The organism is Pseudoroseicyclus aestuarii, assembly GCF_003217255.1.
Classification (GTDB): Bacteria; Pseudomonadota; Alphaproteobacteria; order Rhodobacterales; family Rhodobacteraceae; genus Pseudoroseicyclus; species Pseudoroseicyclus aestuarii.
The window spans coordinates 522,468-541,344 of record NZ_QJTE01000001.1 but is presented as its reverse complement, the minus strand read 5'-3'; the positions used below and the strand labels follow the sequence as shown (position 1 = coordinate 541,344).

The window sequence follows — 18,877 nt, the reverse complement described above, 5'->3', positions numbered from 1 at the left end:
GCGGTGCGGCGGCGGATGCCGGGGCCTCCGGCGGGGATATTTTCAAAGAGAAGATGGGGGGCGCGCGCCCTTGCCGCGGCGGCGCGCTTGCGCCAAGAGGCGGGCCATGGCTGCGCCTTTCGATACCGTCTTCGTGCTTTGCACCGGCCGCTGCGGGTCCACCACGCTGGCGCGGGCCGCGGCGCATCTGCCCGGCTGGACCGCCGGGCACGAGACGCGCGTGCGCCGCCTTGGCGCCGACCGGCTGGCCTATCCGGCGCGGCATATCGAGGTCGACAATCGCCTCGCCTGGATGCTGGGGCGGCTGGGGACCACCTGGGGCGACCGCGCCGGCTACCTGCACCTGACCCGCGATCCCGAGGCCGTGGCCGAAAGCTTTGCCGCGCGGGCGGGCCAGGGCATCCTGCGCGCCTATCGCGAGGGCATCCTCTACCGGGCGCCGGGCGCCGAGACGCTGGAGGTCTGCCGCGACTACGTCGCCACCGTCACCGCCAATATCGAGGCCTTCCTCGCCACCCGCGCGCATGTGCGCCGGCTGCGGATGGAAGAGATGGCCACAGATTTCGAGGATTTCGCCGATTGGATCGGCGCCGGCCCCGACCGCGGCGCCGCCCGCGCCGCGCTGGCGCAACGCCACAATGCAAGAGGTTCACAATGACCGACCCCCTGCCCGCCCTCGTCACCGGGGCCGGCCGCGGCCTTGGCGCCGCTCTCGCCGAGGCGCTGGCGCCGACGCATCACGTCATCGCCGTGGCCCGCACCACCGGCGCGCTGGAAGAGCTGGACGACCGCATCCAGGCGGCGGGCGGCAGCGCGACCCTGGCACCGATGGACATCGGCGTGGCGGCGGCGATGCAGCAGCTCTGCCGCGGCATCCACGACCGCTGGGGCGGGCTCTCGCTCTGGATCCATGCCGCGATCCATGCGGCACCGCTGGGCCCGACCTCGCACCTTGCGGAGAAGGATTTCGAGAAGTCCGTCGCCACCAACCTTGCCGCCACGCAGCGGCTGATCGGCTATGTCGCGCCGCTGCTGGGGCGCGAGGGGACGGCCGTCTTCTTCGACGATGCCCGCGCCGGCGAGAAGTTTTTCGGCCATTACGGCAGCACGAAAGCGGCGCAGATCGCCCTCGCCCGGTCCTGGCAGCAGGAGACGGAGCGCACCGGCCCGAGGGTCGAGATCCTGACGCCCGAGGCGATGCCGACCTCGCTGCGCGGGCGGTTCTTCCCGGGCGAGGATCGCACGGCGCTGGCCGACCCGCGGGCCGAGGCGGCGCGGCTGCTGCCGCGGATCCTCGGCGCTACTCCTCGGGGGTGATCAGGTACTTCTGCAGCGCCGCGATCTGCACCCAGAGGAAGACGAAGAGCACGGCGGGAAAGACGAAGGTCTCGATCGTCACCCAGGTCTGATCGGACTGGGTGCGCCAGATCACCTCGTTGGCAATCGCCAGCCCGCCGAACATCAGCGCCAGGCGCCGGGTCAGCAGATCCCAGCCCTCGCGCTGCATCGGCAGCACCTCGCCCATGATCCATTCGAGCCAGCTTTTCCGCATGGCGATGCCGATGCCCAGCAGCACGGCGAAAAGGCCGTAGACGATCGAAGTCTTCATCTTGAAGAAGCGCTCGTCGTTGAACCAGGCGGTCAGCCCGCCGAAGAAGACCACGACGACGGCGGTGAAGATCTGCATCCGGCTAAGCTTGCCGGTCAGCGCCCAGAGGATGCCCATCGCCACGAGCAGGATCGGCACGAAGAGGACGGTCGCGACGATGAAGCCGGAATACTCCGTCCCGCCGACCTCGAAGCTTCGTTCCTTCAGCCGCAGGTAGGCGAGGAAGAACAGCAGCGTCGGCCCCAGTTCCAGCACCTGCTTGAGGACCGGGTTGATCCGCTTTTCCGCCATCTCGGGTCTCCTCTTTGCGCCGCGCGGGGGGGCGGCAGCCGGGTTCTTGCGCGCAATCGGGCCGGGTTCAAGGCACCTTGCCGTCAGCCGCCGAATTCTACGAGCACCGCCCCCAGCGCGATCAGCCCCATCAGCAGCGCCCGGCGCGGGCCGACCTTGTCGCCCAGGATCAGCCAGCCGATCAGCGCGGCGAAGACGGTCGAGGTCTCGCGCAGGACAGCCGCCTCTCCGACCTTGTCGAGGTAGGTCGCGATCATCACCCCGCCGAAGCTGAGCCAGGCGATGAGCGCGCCGATCACGCCGCGGACCATCAGCGGCCCCACCCGCGGCGGCGCGGGCATCCGGCGCCAGCGCGCATAGGCGATCAGCGGGAAATCCAGCGAGGTGACGAAGAAGAACCAGGCGAGGAAGGTGAAGGGATCGGGCGCGGCGCGGATGCCCCAGGCGTCCCATGTGGTGTAGAGCGCCACGGTCAGCCCTGCCGCCAGCGCCCAGGCCATGCCCTGCTTGAGCCGCCGCAGATCCAGCGCCTCTTCCGCGATGTTGCGCAGCGCGAGGCCGAGGATCGCGCCCGAGACCAGCGCCACGCCGAGCCACTGCATCGGGGCGAAGTGCTCGTGAAAGACGATGCCGGCGAAAAGCACGGTGACCACCGGGCCGGTGCCGCGCACCACCGGGTAGACGACCGTATAGGCCGAGCGTTCGTAGGCCAGCGCCATGCACAGCTTGTAGACGAAGTGGATGACCAGCGCGCCGGCCAGCGCCATCCAGGTCACGGCATCGGGCGCCGGCACCACGAAAAGCGCGATGGGGGCCGAGAGGATCGCCAGCCAGAGGTCGATCGACCCGCGCGAGAGCCAGGGGTCGTGCGCCCCCTTCTGCAGCGCGCCGAAGCTGGCATGCGCCACAGCCGAGAGCAGCGCGAAGCCTGCGGCGAGGCGCGCGCCCTCGGGCGTCCCGGCCAGCGCGGCGAGCCAGTCGCTCACGCCGTGATCCCGCGCGGCGCGCTCATGATGCGGGCTCGTAGTCGACGCTCAGCGCCATGCCGCGCAGGATGCTGGAGGGATCGGCGCCGGGTGCCGGCGTCAAGCGCCCCGGCCCCAGCGGCGGCTCTATTGCGAGGCTGGCGGCGATGCGCCCCGAGGGATGCGGCATGTCCCCGAGAAGGGCTGTCAGCGCGGCGCGGCTCTCGACGTCGAGCATCGCCTCTGGCGCGGCGGCAATGGCCCTCTCGCCCGCCTGTTTCAGCGCCTCCACCTGCACCTCGGGATCGGCGCCCGGCTGCAGCAGGAGGCTGCCCAGCGGGATCAGGGCGTAGGTCTCGAAGAGGCCGTCTGATGTAACTTCCGCATCGAGCGTGGTAAGGCCGGCCTGCCCGAGGCTGCCCCCGAAGGCGCTGGCGGAGGCTAGCCTCAGCCCTTCGATCCGCGCCGACAGGGCGAGCGTTCCGAGGGCGCCGAAATCGATGCGCAGCGCCTCGACCAGCAGGTGCCCGGACTTGGGATCGGCGCGCAGCGCAAGCTCCGCCCCGATGCGGCCCGGATAGGCCTGCTCCGCCAGCAGCCAGTCCGTGATCGGATCTCCGGTCAGGGGCGCGATGCGCAGCCCCTCCACCCCCAGCTCAGCGCGGTCCGGCAGCGGGCCGCCCGCCAGCGCCGGGCCGAGATCCGGCGCCGCGAGGGTCACGCGGTCGGCAAGGATGCGGCTGGCGTATCCGCCCTCGGGCAGGAGGGAGACATCCTCGGCAGCGCAGCCCGAGGCGTCCTGCGTCACCCGGCCCTCCAAAGCGAACCCGCCGATCTCGGCCCGCTGCTGCGCCACGGACCAGAGCCGCGTGCAATCCTCCGCCTCCTGCGCCGCAGCCGGGAGGGCGAGCATGCAGAGCGCGGCGGCAAGCCTCATGCCAGCTCTCCTTCGGCCCCCGTCAGGGCGCGGGCGAATTCCTCGGGGTCGAAGGGGGCGAGGTCGTCGATCTGCTCGCCGACGCCGATGGCATGGATCGGCAGGCCGAACTTGTCGGCCAGCGCCACCAGCACGCCGCCGCGCGCGGTGCCGTCGAGCTTGGTCATCACGAGGCCAGAGACATCGGCGATGGCGCGGAAAATCTCGACCTGGCGCAGTGCGTTCTGGCCCGTTGTCGCATCCAGCACCAGAAGCGTGTTGTGCGGCGCCTCGGGGTCCTTCTTGCGGATCACGCGGACGATCTTCGACAGCTCTTCCATCAGGTCGGCGCGGTTCTGCAGGCGCCCCGCCGTGTCGATCAGCAGAAGGTCGGCCCCCTCCTCCTGCGCCTTGGTCATCGAATCGTAAACGAGGCTCGCCGGATCGGTGCCCTGCGGCGCGGTCATCACCGGCACCCCGGCCCGCTCGCCCCAGACCTGAAGCTGCTCGACCGCGGCGGCGCGGAAGGTATCGCCGGCGGCGATCACCACCGACTTACCGGCGTCGCGGAACTGGCTCGCCAGCTTGCCGATGGTCGTGGTCTTGCCCGATCCGTTGACCCCGACGACGAGGACGACCTGCGGCTTTTTCGGATAGATCGGCAGCGGCTTGGCCACGGGCTGCATGATGCGCGCGACCTCGCCGGCCAGCAGCTCCTTGATCTCGGGCACCGAGAGCTTCCGGCCCATCCGCCCCTCGGCGATATTGGCGGTGACGCGCAGCGCCGTCTCGACGCCCATGTCGGCCTGAATCAGCAGCTCTTCCAGCCGTTCCAGCATCTCGTCGTCGAGCTCGCGCCGGGGCGCGGCATCGGCCCTGCGGCCGAACATCCGGCCAAGGATGCCGCCACGCTCTCGCTGCGGCTCGGCCTCGGGGAGCGGATCCTCGGGAACGGCGGGTTCTATCGGCATGGCTGGCGCGGCCGGCGCGCCGGGCATGGGCTGCGGCGTGGCGGGCGGTGCGGGACGCTCCGGGACGGGTTCCGGATCAGGCTCGGGCGTCGGCGCGCGCTCCGGCTCCGGCTCGCGCCGGGGGGCCTCAGGCGCCTCGGGCGCGGTCTCCTCCGGCGCCGTCTCCTCGGGCGCCGCGCCCTCCGAGACGATCTCCTCGAGGCCCTCGTCGAGCCTGGAAGAGCTGCCCATCAGCCGATCCTTGAGCTTGCGGAAGAACGCCATGCTGCCTCGCCTCACAAAGTGCCTTTGCCGTCACCTAAGCCGCGCGGCGCCCATTGGAAAGATCCCGCCGCCTCCGGCGCCCCCTTTGGGGGAAGGGCTGGCGCGGCCTCGCGCCCGGTGGCAGGGTCGCCCGATGATGCGCCCTCTCGCCCTTGCTCTTTGCGGCTTGGCCGCCCCGCTGGCCGCCCAGGCGGAGCAGCCGCTGACCGCGGCCGAGTTCGAGGCGCGGGTGACCGGCCTGACCCTCAGCTACGAAAACGGCGGCAGACCCTATGGCGCCGAGCGCTACGAGCCCGGGCGCCGGGTGACATGGTCCGACCTCGACGGTGACTGCCTCGAGGGGGAATGGTTCGAGCAGGCGGGCGAGATCTGCTTTGCCTACGAGGACGGCACGCCCCTGCAATGCTGGCGCTTCTACGACGAGGGCGGCTCCCTGCGCGCGGTCTTCAGCGAGGCCGGGGGCACCACGCTCTACCACACCGAAACGCGGGACGAGCCGCTGGAGTGCCGCGGCCCGGAGGTCGGCGTCTAGAACAGATCCGGCTGCTCGGGCTTGCTGGCGGGCTTGCGGCGCGGCGCTTTGGGGGCCGGTGCGGCGGGCGGCTCGCTGCCCCCGCCGCCCTGCCCGACCGTCAGCCGGCCATCCTTGAACTCGATCTCCAGCTCTGCCGCGGCGGCGGCGCTGGCCCGATCCGTCACGACGGTGCCACCCGCGCGCACGACGGCGAACCCCCGCTCCAGCGTGGCCCGATGGCTCAGCGTTTCGCGCAGGCGGTCCAGCGCGGCGAGCCGTTCGGACAGGCGCCTGAGCCTGTCCGTCACCAGCTCGGGCGTCAGGCGCCCGGCCACGCGCTCGGCATGGCGCCGCTCCTGGCGCAGGCGCTCGCTCAGCCCGGCGGGGCGCAGACTGTGCTGCGACAGCGCCAGCCGCCGCTGCGCGATGCCGCCGCGAAAGGCGCCCGGCAGGGTCGCGGCGGCGCGCTCCACCCGGTCGCGCGCCCGCGCCACCGGCACGGCGGCCAGCGCCGGGCGCAGCGGATGCTCCGACAGGGCCAGCCGCTTGGCGGCGATGGCGGCGCGCAGCGCCCCCGGCAGGCGGCGGTCGAGATCGTCCAGCCGCTGCCTTGGCCCCTGCAGCAGCGCATCGCTACGCGGCAGCCCGCGCGAGAGATCCCGCAGCCGCTCCCCCCGCCGGTCCATGGCATAGCGTTGCAGCTGCCCCAGCCGCGCGCCCATCTGCGCGATATCGGCGGCCAGCTCGGCCCGCACCGGCACCGCGATCTCTGCGGCGGCGGTGGGCGTCGGCGCGCGGCGGTCGCTGGCATGGTCGATCAGTGTGGTATCGGTCTCGTGCCCCACGGCCGAGATCAGCGGGATCGCGCTTTCGGCGGCCGCCCGAACGACCGATTCCTCGTTGAAGCCCCAGAGATCCTCGATCGACCCGCCGCCCCGCGCCACGATGATCAGGTCGGGGCGCGGCAGCGCGCCACCCACGCTCAGCGCGTTGAAACCGCGGATCGCGCGCGTCACGTCGGGCGCGCAGTTCGGCCCCTGGACGGCAACGGGCCAGACGAGAACCTTGCGCGGAAACCGGTCGCGCAGCCGGTGCAGGATGTCGCGGATTACCGCGCCGGTGGGCGAGGTGACGACACCGATCACCTCTGGCAACCACGGAATCGGGCGCTTGCGGGCGGGGTCGAACAGCCCCTCGCCCTCCAGCATCTTGCGCCGCTTCTCCAGCATCGCCATCAGCGCGCCGGCCCCGGCGGGCACAAGGCTCTCGATCACCATCTGGTACTTGGACTGCCCCTGAAAGGTCGTCAGCCGCCCCGTCGCGATGACCTCCATCCCCTCCTCGGGGCGGGTCTCCATCTTCGAGGCCGAGCCGCGCCAGATCACGCCCGAGAGGCTCGCCCGCTCGTCCTTGAGGTCGAGGTAGACATGCCCCGAGCGGTGATGCGTCACGCGCCCCAGCTCTCCGCGCACGCGCACATGGCCGAAGGCGCCCTCGACGGTCTTCTTGACCGCGCCCGAGATCTCGGAGACCGAGAATTCATGCGCGTTGTCCCCGCCCTTGGGGGCCTCGTCCTCGAACAGGTCCATGCCGAACACCTTGCTGCCAAGCGGGGGCCACCCTAGAACGCCGGGGCTGCAAGGGAAAGGCGGGCACGATGAACATCCTGATCCTCGGCGCCGGGGCGCGCGAACATGCGCTGGCCTGGGCGGTGCTTCAGAACCCGAAATGCGACCGGCTGGTGGTTGCGCCGGGCAATGCCGGGATCGCCCGCATCGCCGAGCTCGCCGATCTGCCGATCGAGGATGCCGATGCCGTGGCCGGCTTCGCCGCCGAGACGGCGATGGATCTGGTGATCATCGGGCCCGAGGCGCCGCTGGCCGCCGGGGTCGCCGACGCGCTGCGCGCCGCCGGCATCGCGGTCGTCGGCCCAGGCGCCGCGGCGGCCCGGCTCGAAAGCTCCAAGGCATTCACCAAGAGCATCTGCGACGCCTGCGGCGCCCCCACCGCCGCCTACGCCCATTTCACCGATGCCGCGGCGGCCGCCGATTACGTGCGCCAGCGCGGCGCGCCGCTGGTGATCAAGGCCGACGGCCTCGCCGCCGGCAAGGGCGTGACCATGGCCGAGACCGAGGCCCAGGCGCTCGAAGCCGTGGAGGCGGTCTTCGCCGGTGCCTTCGGCAGCCCCGAGCTGGTGATCGAGGAGTGGCTGATGGGCGAGGAGGCCTCGCTCTTCGTGCTCTGCGACGGCGAGACGGCAGTGCCGATCGGCACCGCACAGGATCACAAGCGCGCCTTCGACGGCGACAAGGGCCCCAATACCGGCGGCATGGGCGCCTATTCCCCGGCGCCGGTGATGACCGACGATGTCACCGCCCGCGCGATGGACGAGATCGTCCACCCCACACTGGCCGAGATGGCGCGCCGCGGCACGCCCTTCCAGGGCATCCTCTACGCCGGCTTGATGATCGAGAAGGGCGCACCGAAGCTGATCGAATACAACACCCGGCTGGGCGATCCCGAAGCCCAGGTGCTGATGATGCGGCTGGGCGGCCAGGTCCTGGATCTGATGCAGGCCTGCGCCATGGGCGGCCTCGCCGATATCCGCCCCGTCTTCGCCGAGGATCATGCCCTCACCGTCGTCCTCGCCGCCAAGGGCTACCCCGAGGCCTACGAGAAGGGCAGCGTGATCGGCGGGCTCGAGGCCCCGCCCGAAACCTCCTCGCAGATCGTCTTCCATGCCGGCACGGCGCGCACAGGCGGGGCCGTCACCGCCGCCGGCGGGCGCGTCCTCTCGGCCACGGCGCGCGGCGCCAGCCTGAGAGAGGCGCGCGACCGCGCCTATGCACTGGCCGAGGCCATCGACTGGCCCGAGGGCTTCTACCGCCGGGACATCGGCTGGCGCGCTCTCTGACCCCTTCTTCTCTTTGCAAATATCCCGGGGGTGCGGGGGCTGGCCCCCGCTCCCGCGGCCGCCGCGCGCGCCCCGGCACGACAAAGGGGCCGCGGCGTCTCCGCCGCGGCCCCTCCAATGTGTCCCGCCCGGCGATCAGGCCGCGCGGCTGACCAGGACGCTGCCGATCTTCTCGGCGGCAGAGCTTTCGTCGTTGCCCGAGGCGGCGGCGATCTCGCGGGTCAGCCGCTCGAGCGCGGCCTCGTAGAGCTGGCGCTCGGAATAGGACTGCTCGCGCTGGTCATCGGCGCGATGCAGGTCGCGCACCACCTCGGCGATGGCGATCAGATCGCCGGAGTTGATCTTCTGCTCGTACTCCTGGGCACGGCGCGACCACATGGCCTTCTTGACCTTGGCCTTGCCCTTGAGCGTCTTCATCGCATGCTCGACCTCGTCGGCCGAGGCAAGCTGGCGCAGCCCGGCCTCGGTCGCCTTGTGAGTCGGCACGCGGAGCGTCATCTTGTCCTTCTCGAAGGAGATCACGAAGAGCTCCAGCGTCATGCCGGCCACTTCCTGCTCCTCGATGGAGACGATCTTTCCGACGCCATGCGCGGGGTAGACCACGAAATCATCGGGGCGGAAGTCGCTTTTCTTGGCCTTGGTCATGGTATCCTTCCTGTCGGACGCCGGATGCGCGATCACGAACAGCCCGGCGGGGGGACCCGTCGGGGTGCGGCGACTGCGGCGGCATTCAGGGTTTCAGCAGCATAGACCGGCATCATAGCACAAAAAAGCCGCCTGCGGAAGCATCCCGCAGCGGGCCTTGGCATGGGCCGGGTCCGGCGCCCCGGGGCGCCGGCGGCAATCCGCCAGAGCGCGGCTTCAGCCGCCCTCGCCCGGCGCCTCGGAGAAGATCTCCATCTTGCCGGGCTTGCCGTCCATCTCCGCGGCGGAAGGAAGCTGGTCCTTCTTGGTCACGATGACCGGCCAGATCTCGGAATACTTGCGGTTGAACTCGACCCATTCCTCGGCACCCGGATCGGTGTCGGGACGGATCGCGTCCGCCGGGCACTCCGGCTCGCAGACGCCGCAGTCGATGCATTCGTCGGGGTGGATCACCAGCATGTTCTCACCCTCGTAGAAGCAGTCCACCGGACAGACTTCCACGCAATCGGTGTATTTGCAGGCGATGCAGTTGTCTTTGACGACGTATGTCATTGAGACGGCCCCTTTCAGACGTGGGCCTGACTAAGACAGGCCCAAGGATCATTCAAGCGCATCCGGCGCCTCCACCGCGGGGGCATCGAGATCCTCGTAAAGCGCCCGCGCCTCGCTGGCGGGACCCCGCCGCGTGCCGGGGGCGAGCACCCGGATCACCCTGATCTCGCCGGCCTGCGGGAAGGTCAGGACATCCCTTTCGCCCACCATGCGCGAGGGGCGCGCCGCCTTGTCGCCGTTCACCCGCACCCGGCCCTTGGAGACGAGAGCCGAGGCGATGGCCCGGCTGCGGAAGAAGCGCGCGTGATAGAGCCAGCGGTCAAGCCGGATCACCTCGCGCGGCGGCGGCTCCGGCGCCCGCGCCATCACCGCGTCCCGGTGGCGGCCCGCTCGGCGCCGGGCGCGATCACTCGGGTTTGAAGCCGGCCAGGGCCGCGGCGAAAGGATTGTCGGGATCGACGGCCTTCTCGCGCTTGGGCTGGGACGAGAAGCTGCGCGGCTGTTCGTCGCGCGCCCCCTTGCCGGGCTTGCCGTCGCGGCGCTGCGGCTTGCCGCGGCGCGGCTTGCCGGCCTCGGCCCCCTCGGCCGCAGGCGCCTTGCCACGCCCCTTGCCGCGGCGCGGCTCGCGCTGCGCGCCCTCGGCCTCGCCGTCGCGGCCCCGCCCGCCGGAGCGCGCGCCGCGGCCGCCGCGGCCAGCCCAGGTAAAGGTATAGTAGCTCTCGACCTCCGGCTCGGCCTCGGCCTGCGCGGCCTGCGCGGGAATCCCGACCGGCGCGTCGCTGCCCGGCAACTCCGTCGGCGGCGCGGGCGGCACTTCTCCGGGCGTCTCGGCCGGGGCCTCGGCGGGCGGGCTGGGCGGCGTCTCGTCCGGCAGGTCGGGCACGGTGGGCGAATCGGGCACATCGGGCCCGGGCGTCGGGGTCTCCGGCACCTCGGGGACATCGGGCTGCGTCGGCGCTGGCGGCTCCTGCGGCACGTCAGGGGTCTCGGGCGCCGGCGGCGTCTCGACGGGCGCATCGGGGGCATCCGGCGTGGGGCCGGGATCGGGCATGTCGGGCCCGGGCGCCGGGGCCGGCGCGCCGGGGATATCGCCCGCGGCCTTCACAGGCTTCTGCTTGGCGCGCTCGCCCTTCTCGGCCTTGTAGCTGAGGCCGCCCATCAGCTCGGCGAACTGATCGAGCGTGAGGCCGGTGATCGACAGCATGTCCGCCGTCGCCTCGAACCCGCCGCGGCTGTCCTTGTCGCGCAGCATGTCGGCCAGCCGCTCGAGCATGTCGATGCGGATCGCCCGCTCTCCGGCCGCGCGGTAGCCGGCCATGGCGTAATAACCCGCGGGCGCGCCCTTCTGCGCCGGAACGGTCACGAGGCCCGGCGGCGGGCTTTCGGGGAATTCGTCGAGGTTCTTGTCCAGCGCCCAGAGCACCAGCCGCATGCGCGTCGGCGCGGGCTTCAGCAGCGGCGGCATGAAGACGGTGAACTGGCCGAAGCGCAGCCCGTGCTTGCGCAGGCTGGCCCGCGCATCCTGATCGAGCGCGCGCACCTCTTCGGCGACATCGCCGCGCGGCAGCACGCCGAAGGCCTCGACCATGCGGTAGGCAAAGCCGCGCGCGAGGCCGGTCAGCGCCTCGTCGTTCTTCAGCGCCAGCAGCGCCTCCTGCGTGGCGGAGATCTTGCGGTCGATGAAATGCTGCAGGCGGCGCTGCACCTTCTCGGCGATCTCGGGCCCGGCATCCTCGTCCACGAAGGCCTGAACCTGCGGCCGCAGCGGATCGGGCCCGCGCGAGAGCTTGCCCACGGCGCTGGAGCCCCACATCAGACCGCCCTGCTCGGTCACGTCGAGCTCGGTGTCGGGCGCGTTGTAGAAGCGGTCGGCGCGCAGGTGCAGCTGCGGCTTCAGCGCCTGCTCGGCGGCTTGCCGCAGCGTCTTCGCCTCGTCGGGGCTGCCGGCCTTGTCGGCGCGAAAGCGGAATCCCTCGAGCCGGCCGAGCACCTGCCCCTCAACCGTCACCTCTCCCTGATCCGTCACTTCGGCCACCAGGTCCTCCTTCTGTTTCAGTCTGCGGGCCAGCACGCTGGTCCGCCTGTCCACGAAGCGCTGCGTGAGCGCGCCGTGAAGTGCATCCGACAATCTATCTTCTACCGCGCGCGTGACCCCGCGCCAATGCTCTTCGTCCGGCAGCCAGCCGCGGCGTTGGGCGACATAAGTCCAAGTGCGGATGTAGGCCAGCCGTTTCGACAGGGTATCGATATCCCCGTCCGTCCGGTCGATGCGGTTGACCCGGTCGGCGAACCACTGCTCGGGGATGCGGCCGCGATCCTGCAGATGGGCGAAGATCTGCGCCACGAGGTCGGCATGCTCGCCCCGCCCGATGCCGCGGAAGTCGGGGATCCGGCACACGTCCCACAGCAGGCGCACCTCCTGCGGCCCCCCGGCGCGGGCCTGCACGACCGGATCGGCCGAGACCGCCTTGAGCGCGGCGAGATCGTCGCTCTCGCGCACGCGGCCCAGCCATTCGTTGTCGGTGCGCTGCTCGAGGCTGCCGATCAGCCGCTGCGCGCTGCCGAAATCCAGCCGCCCGTTGCGCCAGAAGAGGCGCGTGACCGGGCGGAACTGGTGGTTCTCGATCTGGCCGATCACCTCGTCGTCGAGCGGCGCGGCCTCTCCCGTCACGCCGAAGGTGCCCTGCGCCGTATGGCGCCCGGCACGGCCGGCGATCTGCGCCAGCTCGTCCGGTTTCAGCATCCGCATCCGGTGGCCGTCGAACTTCGACAGCCCCGAGAAGGCGACATGCGCGATATCGAGGTTCAGCCCCATGCCGATGGCATCCGTCGCGACGAGGTAGTCAACATCGCCGTTCTGATACATCTCGACCTGCGCGTTGCGGGTCCGGGGGCTGAGCGCGCCCATCACCACCGCCGCGCCGCCCTTGGTCCGGCGCAGAAGCTCGGCGATGGCATAGACGTTGTCGACCGAGAAGCCGACGATAGCCGAGCGTTCGGGCATCCGGCTGATCTTCTTGGCGCCGGTGTAGGTCAGGGTCGAGAACCGCTCTCGCCGCGCCAGCGTGCTGCCCTGCACCAGCGCCTGGATCGCCGGGCGCATGGTGTCGGAGCCGAGGAACAGCGTCTCGTGCCGCCCGCGCGCGTTCAGCAGCCGGTCGGTGAAGACATGCCCGCGCTCGGGATCGGCGCAAAGCTGGATCTCGTCCACGGCGAGGAAATCCGAATCGGTCTCGGGCATCGCCTCGACCGTGCAGACCCAGTAGGCGGTGCGCGGCGGCACGATCCGCTCCTCGCCCGTGACCAGCGCCACGACGGAGGGGCCGCGGACCGCGACGACACGGTCGTAGACCTCGCGCGCCAGAAGGCGCAGCGGCAGGCCGATGACGCCGGTGCGATGGGCCAGCATCCGCTCGATCGCGTAATGCGTCTTGCCGGTATTGGTCGGCCCCAGCACGGCGGCGATGCGCGAGGACGAGGCTCTGGGCGCCATGTGGTTCATCTGCATCGCTTTCGGTGAAGGGGCGCCCGCCGGGGCGGCAGGCTTCGGGGGCGCGGGGCCCGGATCAGGTCGGCTGGCCGCCGAGGCTGCGCTCAAGGCGCGCCAGGGCGGCCTCGGCCTCCGGGTCGTGCGGGTTCAGCGCGGTGATCCGCATCCAGACCTCCTGCGCGTCCTCGGGACGCTCCAGCTCCTCGAGAAGGGTGGCGACGCCCTTCATCGTGTCGAAATTGTCGGGGTTCAGCACCAGCGCCTGGCGCAGATCGTCCAGCGCCGGGCCGATGCGATCGCCCAGGTAGTAGGCCGTCGCGCGCAGCTGGTAGGCCTCTGCGAAATCCGGGTCGTGGTCGATGGCGGCGGTCAGATGCTCTGCCGCGGTGAGGACGTCGCCTTCCTCCAGCGCCGCGCGCCCGCGATCGACCAGCAGGTCGATGGTGGCAGAGCCGCTTTTCGACCATTCGGCGCGAAGCTGGGCTACGAGACGCTCCGCCTGCTCGGGCTCGGCCTGCTGCAACTCGGCCAGCAGGTCCTCGACCCGGGCCTGGTCCAACGCGCCCGCGGGGGCGGCTGCGAAAAGCGACGTTGCGACGCAAATAAGGGCCAGCGGGCGGGATAGTCTGGATCGAACATCCGGTTTCATGCCTTAAACCCTAGAAGGTCGCGGCGCCTGTTGAAAGGGCCGCCCGCGGCAGCACGTGACAAAAGGAACGCGATCGATGACCGAGACTGTGGATGCGGCCGTGGCCGCCCTGAACGAGAAACTGGGGACTGACGGCTTCGACGGCAAGGCGAAGATGGTGATCGAGAACGAAGGGTCGATCATCGTTGACGACGCCGGCGCGCGCGAGGCGGACGAGGACGCCGAGGTCACGCTGACCGCCGATGCCGAGACCTTCCGCGGCATCCTCGAAGGCACCGTGAACGCCACCGCCGCCTTCATGTCGGGCCAGCTGTCGGTCGACGGCGACATGGGCCAGGCGATGAAGCTCGCGGGCGCGCTGTCCTGAGCGGGATGCCGCAGAGCGCACCTCCCGGCGCGGTGGCGGGCAGCCCCGCCCCGCGTCTGGACGATATCGCCCCCGCCATGGCGGGGGCGACAACCTGCTGGGCGCGTGCCGCCGACGGGGTCCTGCTGCGCATGGCGCATTGGCGGCCACAGGGGCCGGGCCGGGGCACCGTGCTGCTGTTCACCGGGCGCACCGAATACATCGAGAAATACGCGGCCCTCGCCTCGAGCCTCGCGGAGCGCGGCTTTGCCGTCGCGACGCTGGACTGGCGCGGACAGGGGCTGTCGCAGCGGCTGCACCCCGATCCCAGCCTCGGCCATGTCCCCAGCTTCGCCGATTACCAGCACGACGTTGCCGCGCTGACGGAGCATGCGCAGGCGCAGGACCTGCCGCGCCCGTATCTGCTGCTGGGGCATTCCATGGGCGGCTGCATCGGGCTGCGCGCGCTGCATCAAGGCCTGACCGTCGCCGCGGCCGCGTTCAGCGCGCCGATGTGGGGCATCCACATGACCGGCGGGATGCGCATCCTCGCCCGCGCCCTCAGCGCCTCGGCCCGGGCCGCGCGGCAACACCACAGGCCTGTGCCGGGGCTCGAGGCCGGCAGCTATGTCGAGACGGCGCCCGTGCAGAGCAACATGCTGACGACCGACCCGCAGGCCTTCGCCGCCATGCAGGGTCAGCTTGCCGCCCATCCCGAACTGGCGCTCGGCTCGCCCACGCTGGCCTGGCTCGGCGGCGCGCTGGCCGAGGGGCGGGCGCTGGCGCGGATACCGCCGCCCGCCCTGCCCTGCGTCACGGTCCTCGGCGGCGCGGAGACGATCGTCGATCCCGCCGCGATCCGGCGCCGCATGGCGCGCTGGCCCGGGGGCCGGCTGGTCGAGATCCCCGGCGCCCGCCACGAGGTGCTGATGGAGGCGCCGGCCCTGCGCGCGCAGGCGATGGAGGCGATCCTCGACCTCTTCGAGGCTGCCGCGCCCTCTGGCCCGGGGGACGCCGCGCGCTAGATCGGCCACCATGGCGGATGTGCTCAGCTTCACCGACCGCGGCATCTACTGCGCCGCGGGGGATTTCTACATCGACCCCTGGCGCCCCGTGGACCGGGCGCTGATCACCCACGGCCATGCCGATCATTCGCGCTGGGGGATGCGCCGCTACCTCTGCACCGACCTCGCCGCTCCGGTGATCCGCCACCGGCTGGGCGATATCGACCTGCAGACCATCCGCTACGGCGAGCGGCGGCGGATCGGCGATGCCGAGGTGTCCTTCCATCCCGCCGGGCACGTCCCCGGCTCGGCGCAGATCCGGGTCGAGGTGAAGGGCGAGGTCTGGGTCGCCTCGGGCGATTACAAGCTCGTCGCGGACGGGCTGTCGGACCCCTTCGAGCCCGTGCCCTGCCATGCCTTCATCACCGAATCGACCTTCGGCCTGCCGGTCTTCAAATGGACGCCGCCGGACCGACTGGCCGAGGACCTGAACGCCTGGTGGGCGCAGACCGCGGCCGAGGGGCGCACGGCGGTGATCGGCGCCTATGCCCTTGGCAAGGCGCAGCGCGTCATGGGCGCCGTCGATCCCGCCATCGGGCCGATCCTGACCCATGGCGCGGTCGAGAATGTGACGCAGGTGCTGCGCGATCAGGGGCTGGCCCTGCCCGAGACCATCCGCGTGACGCCGGATCTGGACCTCAAGGCCCATCCCGGCGCGCTGGTGGTGGCCACGCCCAGCGCCCTTGGCGGCACATGGGCGCGCCGCTTCGGCAGCGCCGCCTCCCCCGCAAGCACCGCCTTTGCCAGCGGCTGGATGGCCCTGCGCGGGGTGCGCCGCCGCCGGGCCGCCGACCGCGGCTTCATCATGTCCGACCACGCCGACTGGCCCGGCCTGAACGAGGCGATCCGCGCCACCGGCGCCTCCCGCGTCTTCGTCACCCATGGCTATACCGGCCCCTTCCGCCGCTGGCTGGAAACACAAGGGTATGACGCCGGCATCGTCAGCACCGAATACGGCGAGGACGAGGGGGATGGCGAAGAGGCGACCCCGGAGCAGGCGGAGGCCTCGTGAAGCACTTCGCCGCCCTCTTCCGCGCCGTCGACCAGACGACCAAGACCAGCCGCAAGGTCGCGGCCATGGCCGAGTATTTCTCGACCGCGCCCGATGCCGACAAGCTCTGGTGCGTCGCGCTGTTTTCCGGGCGGCGCCCGCGGCGTACCATCACCGCCACCGTGCTGCGCGAATGGGCGGCAGAGCGGGCGGCTATCCCCGCCTGGCTCTTCGAGGAGTGCTATCCCATCGTCGGCGATCTGGCCGAGACCATCGCCCTCGTCCTGCCCGAGCCGGGGCAGGAGGACGACCGCCCGCTGTCGGAGTGGATCGCCGAGATCCGCCGCCTCTCCGCCGCCCCCGAGGAGGACCGCAAGGCCGGCATCCTGTCCGCCTGGGACAGCCTCGGCCCGACCGAGCGGCTTCTGTTCACCAAGCTGCTGACGGGCGGCTTTCGCATCGGTGTCAGCCAGAAGCTGATGACGCGCGCGCTGGCGCAGGCCACCGGCATCGACGAGGCCGAGATGACCCATCGCCTGATGGGCGACTGGACGCCCGAGACGGTCAGCTGGGAGACGCTGATCCATGCCCCCGACCCCGGCGCCGACCTGTCGCGCCCCTACCCCTTCTACCTCGCCTACCAGCTCGAGGACTTGGAGGCGCTCGGCCCCGTCACCGACTGGCTGGCCGAGCGCAAGTGGGACGGCATCCGCGGCCAGCTGATCCTGCGCGGCGGGGGGCACTACCTCTGGTCCCGCGGCGAGGAGCTGATGACCGACCGCTTTCCCGAGCTGGGGCGGCTGGTGGATTTCCTGCCCGAGGGCACCGTGATCGACGGCGAAGTGCTGGCCTGGAACGGCCCCGAGGCGCGCCCGCTGTCCTTCAACGCGCTGCAAAAGCGCATCGGCCGCAAGACCGTGCCCAAGAAATTGCTGGCCGAGGCGCCGGCGATCCTGATGGGATACGACCTGCTGGAATGGCAGGGCGAGGATCTGCGCCCCCGCCCCTTCGCCGAACGCCGCGCCCTGCTGGAAGAGGCGGCGAAGGCCCTGCCGCCCGAGGCGCCGCTGCGCGTCTCTCCCGTCGTCGCGGGCGAGAGCTGGGAGGCGCTGGCCGAGGAGCGGGCGCGCAGCCGCGAGCTGATGGCCGAGGGGCTAATGCTGAAGAAGCGCGGCTCGCCCTATCTTTCGGGGCGCAAGAAGGGCGACTGGTGGAAGTGGAAGGTCGACCCGCTGACCATCGACGCCGTGCTGATCTACGCGCAATCCGGCTCCGGCAGGCGCGCGAACCTGTTCACAGACTTCACTTTCGCCGTGCGCGACGGCGAGGCGCTGGTGCCCTTCACCAAGGCCTACTCCGGCCTCACGGATACCGAGTTCCGGCAAATCACTGCATGGGTGCGCCGCAACACGCAGCAGACCTTCGGGCCGGTGCGGCAGGTCACACCAGAGCATGTCTTCGAGATCGGGTTCGAGGGCATCCAGCCCAGCCCGCGCCACAAGTCCGGCGTCGCCCTGCGCTTTCCGCGCATGCTACGCTGGCGCCACGACAAGCCCCTGGCCGAGGCCAATACACTGGAGGACCTGCACGAGATGCTGAGGCTTTACGCAGGCGAGGACGCGGCATGATGCGGGTGCTGCGCTGGATAACCGCCCTCCTGATCCTTGGCCTCTGCGCCGTCTCCCTGTTGCCGCTGGTCGAGACCAACATCTGGTGGGTGCGCTTTCTCGATTTTCCGCGCCTGCAGTTCGGCGCCGCGCTTCTAGCGCTGCTCCTGCTCTGGCTGATCCTTGGCGGCTGGCGCGGGCGGCGGGCGCTGCTGCTGCTGCCGGCCTTGGCCGCGCTTGGCTATCACGGCTGGAAGCTCTGGCCCTACCAGCCGCTCGCCGCGCCGATGGTGGCGACCGCCGCGCAATGCGACGAGGGAGACCGCCTGCGGGTGCTGATCGCCAATGTCCAGCGTTCCAACCGGGACGCCGAGGCCGTGATCGCGCTGGCCCGCGCGCAGAAGCCCGACATCTTCTTCGTGATGGAAATCAACGCCTGGTGGGACGCGCAGCTTTCGGCGCTGGACGCGGATTTCCCCTACCACGTGCAGGCAATCCCCGACGAGGCGACCTACTTCGGCCTTCATGCCTTCTCGCGCCACCCGATGGACGAGACCGAGATCCGGCATCCCCTCGGGGCCGATACGCCGATGCTGGTGACCACCCTGCGCCACCCCGCGCGCGACGTCCGGTTCATCGGTGTGCATCCGCGCCCGCCGCAGCAGGGCCAGCCCTCGACCATCCGCGATGCCGTGGTGCTCGACGCCGCCGTGACGGCCGCGCGCAGCGATGTGCCCGCAATCGTCGCAGGCGATTACAACGGCACCCCGTGGGAGCGGACGGCGCGCCGCGCCATGCGCATCGGCGGCCTCGTCGATCCGCGCGTCGGGCGCGGCCTCGCGATCAGCTTCGATCACCACAGCGCCTGGATGAAATGGCCGCTCGACCAGATCCTCTGGCAGCCGGGGCCGGCGCTGCTGGACTTCGCGGTGATGGACCCCATCGGCTCGGACCACCTGCCGGTGCAGGCGGACCTGTGCCTGACCAGCGAGACCGAGGCGCGCGTGGTGCCCCGCCGCGCCGATGACATGGAGGAGGCGCAGACCAGCTTCGATGCGGCGCGCGCCCTGAACGGCGTCGCGGACTAGG

General features: G+C 71.2%; 19 protein-coding genes. 9 read left to right on the top strand and 10 right to left on the bottom strand.

The features are described 5' to 3' along the window. Nucleotides 1–106 precede the first annotated feature (106 nt). Both DFP88_RS02520 and DFP88_RS02515 read left to right on the top strand, forming a co-directional pair. A complete protein-coding gene (locus DFP88_RS02520) occupies nt 107–658 on the top strand; it encodes a hypothetical protein (protein WP_110812853.1) in 552 nt (183 codons plus the stop codon). Continuing rightward, complete coding sequence (locus DFP88_RS02515; protein ID WP_110812852.1) at nt 655–1,317, top strand: SDR family NAD(P)-dependent oxidoreductase; 663 nt, start codon at nt 655–657, stop codon at nt 1,315–1,317. Before DFP88_RS02520 ends, DFP88_RS02515 begins: the two co-directional genes overlap by 4 nt. On the opposite strand, the gene DFP88_RS02510 is transcribed toward DFP88_RS02515, so the two are convergent. From DFP88_RS02510 to ftsY, 4 genes are all read right to left on the bottom strand, one after another. Continuing rightward, nucleotides 1,301–1,900 (bottom strand): inner membrane-spanning protein YciB, encoded by a 600-nt coding sequence (locus DFP88_RS02510; protein ID WP_110812851.1) that lies wholly within the window; start codon nt 1,898–1,900, stop codon nt 1,301–1,303. The genes DFP88_RS02515 and DFP88_RS02510 overlap by 17 nt on opposite strands. 83 nt (nt 1,901–1,983) lie before the next feature. Beyond that, nucleotides 1,984–2,886 (bottom strand): DMT family transporter, encoded by a 903-nt coding sequence (locus tag DFP88_RS02505; protein ID WP_110812850.1) that lies wholly within the window; start codon nt 2,884–2,886, stop codon nt 1,984–1,986. A 22-nt stretch (nt 2,887–2,908) separates the two neighbouring features. After that, a complete protein-coding gene (locus DFP88_RS02500; protein WP_110812849.1) occupies nt 2,909–3,802 on the bottom strand; it encodes a hypothetical protein in 894 nt (297 codons plus the stop codon). Continuing rightward, entirely contained in the window at nt 3,799–5,016 is a 1,218-nt protein-coding gene (ftsY, locus tag DFP88_RS02495) for a signal recognition particle-docking protein FtsY (protein ID WP_110812848.1), read from the bottom strand. Before ftsY ends, DFP88_RS02500 begins: the two co-directional genes overlap by 4 nt. 133 nt (nt 5,017–5,149) lie before the next feature. Between ftsY and DFP88_RS02490 the strand changes: the two genes are divergently transcribed. Beyond that, complete coding sequence (locus DFP88_RS02490) at nt 5,150–5,548, top strand: hypothetical protein (RefSeq protein WP_110812847.1); 399 nt, start codon at nt 5,150–5,152, stop codon at nt 5,546–5,548. Here DFP88_RS02490 and xseA read toward each other — a convergent pair. After that, the gene (gene xseA / locus DFP88_RS02485) at nt 5,545–7,119 is read right to left on the bottom strand and encodes an exodeoxyribonuclease VII large subunit (RefSeq protein ID WP_110812846.1); all 1,575 of its coding nucleotides are present in this window, start codon (nt 7,117–7,119) and stop codon (nt 5,545–5,547) included. The two genes, DFP88_RS02490 and xseA, sit on opposite strands and share 4 nt — an antisense overlap. Before the next feature lie 68 nt (nt 7,120–7,187). On the opposite strand from xseA, the gene purD reads away from it, so the two are divergent. Next, nucleotides 7,188–8,444 carry a phosphoribosylamine--glycine ligase gene (gene purD, locus DFP88_RS02480; protein WP_110812845.1) on the top strand — a complete coding sequence of 419 codons (1,257 nt, stop codon included), beginning with the start codon at nt 7,188–7,190 and terminating at the stop codon, nt 8,442–8,444. 135 nt (nt 8,445–8,579) lie between these two features. Here the strand turns inward: purD and DFP88_RS02475 are convergent, their stop codons facing one another. The 5 genes from DFP88_RS02475 to DFP88_RS02455 all read right to left on the bottom strand — a co-directional run bounded on the left by DFP88_RS02475 (nt 8,580) and on the right by DFP88_RS02455 (nt 13,690). Next, nucleotides 8,580–9,089, bottom strand: coding sequence for a CarD family transcriptional regulator (locus tag DFP88_RS02475; protein WP_110812844.1), 510 nt, complete (start codon nt 9,087–9,089; stop codon nt 8,580–8,582). A gap of 216 nt (nt 9,090–9,305) precedes the next feature. Then, a complete protein-coding gene (gene fdxA, locus DFP88_RS02470) occupies nt 9,306–9,641 on the bottom strand; it encodes a ferredoxin FdxA (RefSeq protein WP_110812843.1) in 336 nt (111 codons plus the stop codon). Nucleotides 9,642–9,689: 48 nt separating this feature from the next. After that, nucleotides 9,690–10,007, bottom strand: a complete 318-nt coding sequence (locus tag DFP88_RS02465; protein WP_110812842.1) for an RNA-binding S4 domain-containing protein — start codon at nt 10,005–10,007, stop codon at nt 9,690–9,692. Between the two features lie 40 nt (nt 10,008–10,047). Beyond that, entirely contained in the window at nt 10,048–13,134 is a 3,087-nt protein-coding gene (locus DFP88_RS02460) for a helicase-related protein (protein WP_110813294.1), read from the bottom strand. Between the two features lie 73 nt (nt 13,135–13,207). Next, nucleotides 13,208–13,690, bottom strand: a complete 483-nt coding sequence (locus DFP88_RS02455; RefSeq protein WP_245904646.1) for a tetratricopeptide repeat protein — start codon at nt 13,688–13,690, stop codon at nt 13,208–13,210. A gap of 166 nt (nt 13,691–13,856) precedes the next feature. Between DFP88_RS02455 and DFP88_RS02450 the strand changes: the two genes are divergently transcribed. From DFP88_RS02450 to DFP88_RS02430, 5 genes are read left to right on the top strand one after another with little or no spacing between them, the layout of a single operon-like run. Continuing rightward, complete coding sequence (locus DFP88_RS02450) at nt 13,857–14,147, top strand: SCP2 sterol-binding domain-containing protein (RefSeq protein WP_110812841.1); 291 nt, start codon at nt 13,857–13,859, stop codon at nt 14,145–14,147. Between the two features lie 5 nt (nt 14,148–14,152). Then, nucleotides 14,153–15,151, top strand: coding sequence for an alpha/beta hydrolase (locus tag DFP88_RS02445; protein WP_245904645.1), 999 nt, complete (start codon nt 14,153–14,155; stop codon nt 15,149–15,151). Between the two features lie 10 nt (nt 15,152–15,161). Next, entirely contained in the window at nt 15,162–16,202 is a 1,041-nt protein-coding gene (locus tag DFP88_RS02440; RefSeq protein WP_110812840.1) for a ligase-associated DNA damage response exonuclease, read from the top strand. Next, a complete protein-coding gene (locus tag DFP88_RS02435; RefSeq protein WP_110812839.1) occupies nt 16,199–17,809 on the top strand; it encodes an ATP-dependent DNA ligase in 1,611 nt (536 codons plus the stop codon). Before DFP88_RS02440 ends, DFP88_RS02435 begins: the two co-directional genes overlap by 4 nt. Beyond that, on the top strand, nt 17,806–18,876 hold the full coding sequence (locus DFP88_RS02430; protein WP_110812838.1) for an endonuclease/exonuclease/phosphatase family protein: 1,071 nt from the start codon (nt 17,806–17,808) through the stop codon (nt 18,874–18,876). Before DFP88_RS02435 ends, DFP88_RS02430 begins: the two co-directional genes overlap by 4 nt. Nucleotide 18,877: the final 1 nt, after the last annotated feature.

Bases quoted from the DNA above. Each gene is read 5' to 3' on its own strand.
- DFP88_RS02520 (WP_110812853.1), top strand. From the start codon at position 107: ATGGCTGCGCCTTTCGATACCGTCTTCGTGCTTTGCACCGGCCGCTGC.
- DFP88_RS02515 (WP_110812852.1), top strand. From the start codon at position 655: ATGACCGACCCCCTGCCCGCCCTCGTCACCGGGGCCGGCCGCGGCCTT.
- DFP88_RS02510 (WP_110812851.1), bottom strand. From the start codon at position 1,900: ATGGCGGAAAAGCGGATCAACCCGGTCCTCAAGCAGGTGCTGGAACTG.
- DFP88_RS02500 (WP_110812849.1), bottom strand. From the start codon at position 3,802: ATGAGGCTTGCCGCCGCGCTCTGCATGCTCGCCCTCCCGGCTGCGGCG.
- ftsY (WP_110812848.1), bottom strand. From the start codon at position 5,016: ATGGCGTTCTTCCGCAAGCTCAAGGATCGGCTGATGGGCAGCTCTTCC.
- DFP88_RS02490 (WP_110812847.1), top strand. From the start codon at position 5,150: ATGATGCGCCCTCTCGCCCTTGCTCTTTGCGGCTTGGCCGCCCCGCTG.
- xseA (WP_110812846.1), bottom strand. From the start codon at position 7,119: ATGGACCTGTTCGAGGACGAGGCCCCCAAGGGCGGGGACAACGCGCAT.
- purD (WP_110812845.1), top strand. From the start codon at position 7,188: ATGAACATCCTGATCCTCGGCGCCGGGGCGCGCGAACATGCGCTGGCC.
- DFP88_RS02475 (WP_110812844.1), bottom strand. From the start codon at position 9,089: ATGACCAAGGCCAAGAAAAGCGACTTCCGCCCCGATGATTTCGTGGTC.
- fdxA (WP_110812843.1), bottom strand. From the start codon at position 9,641: ATGACATACGTCGTCAAAGACAACTGCATCGCCTGCAAATACACCGAT.
- DFP88_RS02465 (WP_110812842.1), bottom strand. From the start codon at position 10,007: ATGGCGCGGGCGCCGGAGCCGCCGCCGCGCGAGGTGATCCGGCTTGAC.
- DFP88_RS02460 (WP_110813294.1), bottom strand. From the start codon at position 13,134: ATGGCGCCCAGAGCCTCGTCCTCGCGCATCGCCGCCGTGCTGGGGCCG.
- DFP88_RS02450 (WP_110812841.1), top strand. From the start codon at position 13,857: ATGACCGAGACTGTGGATGCGGCCGTGGCCGCCCTGAACGAGAAACTG.
- DFP88_RS02445 (WP_245904645.1), top strand. From the start codon at position 14,153: ATGCCGCAGAGCGCACCTCCCGGCGCGGTGGCGGGCAGCCCCGCCCCG.
- DFP88_RS02440 (WP_110812840.1), top strand. From the start codon at position 15,162: ATGGCGGATGTGCTCAGCTTCACCGACCGCGGCATCTACTGCGCCGCG.
- DFP88_RS02430 (WP_110812838.1), top strand. From the start codon at position 17,806: ATGATGCGGGTGCTGCGCTGGATAACCGCCCTCCTGATCCTTGGCCTC.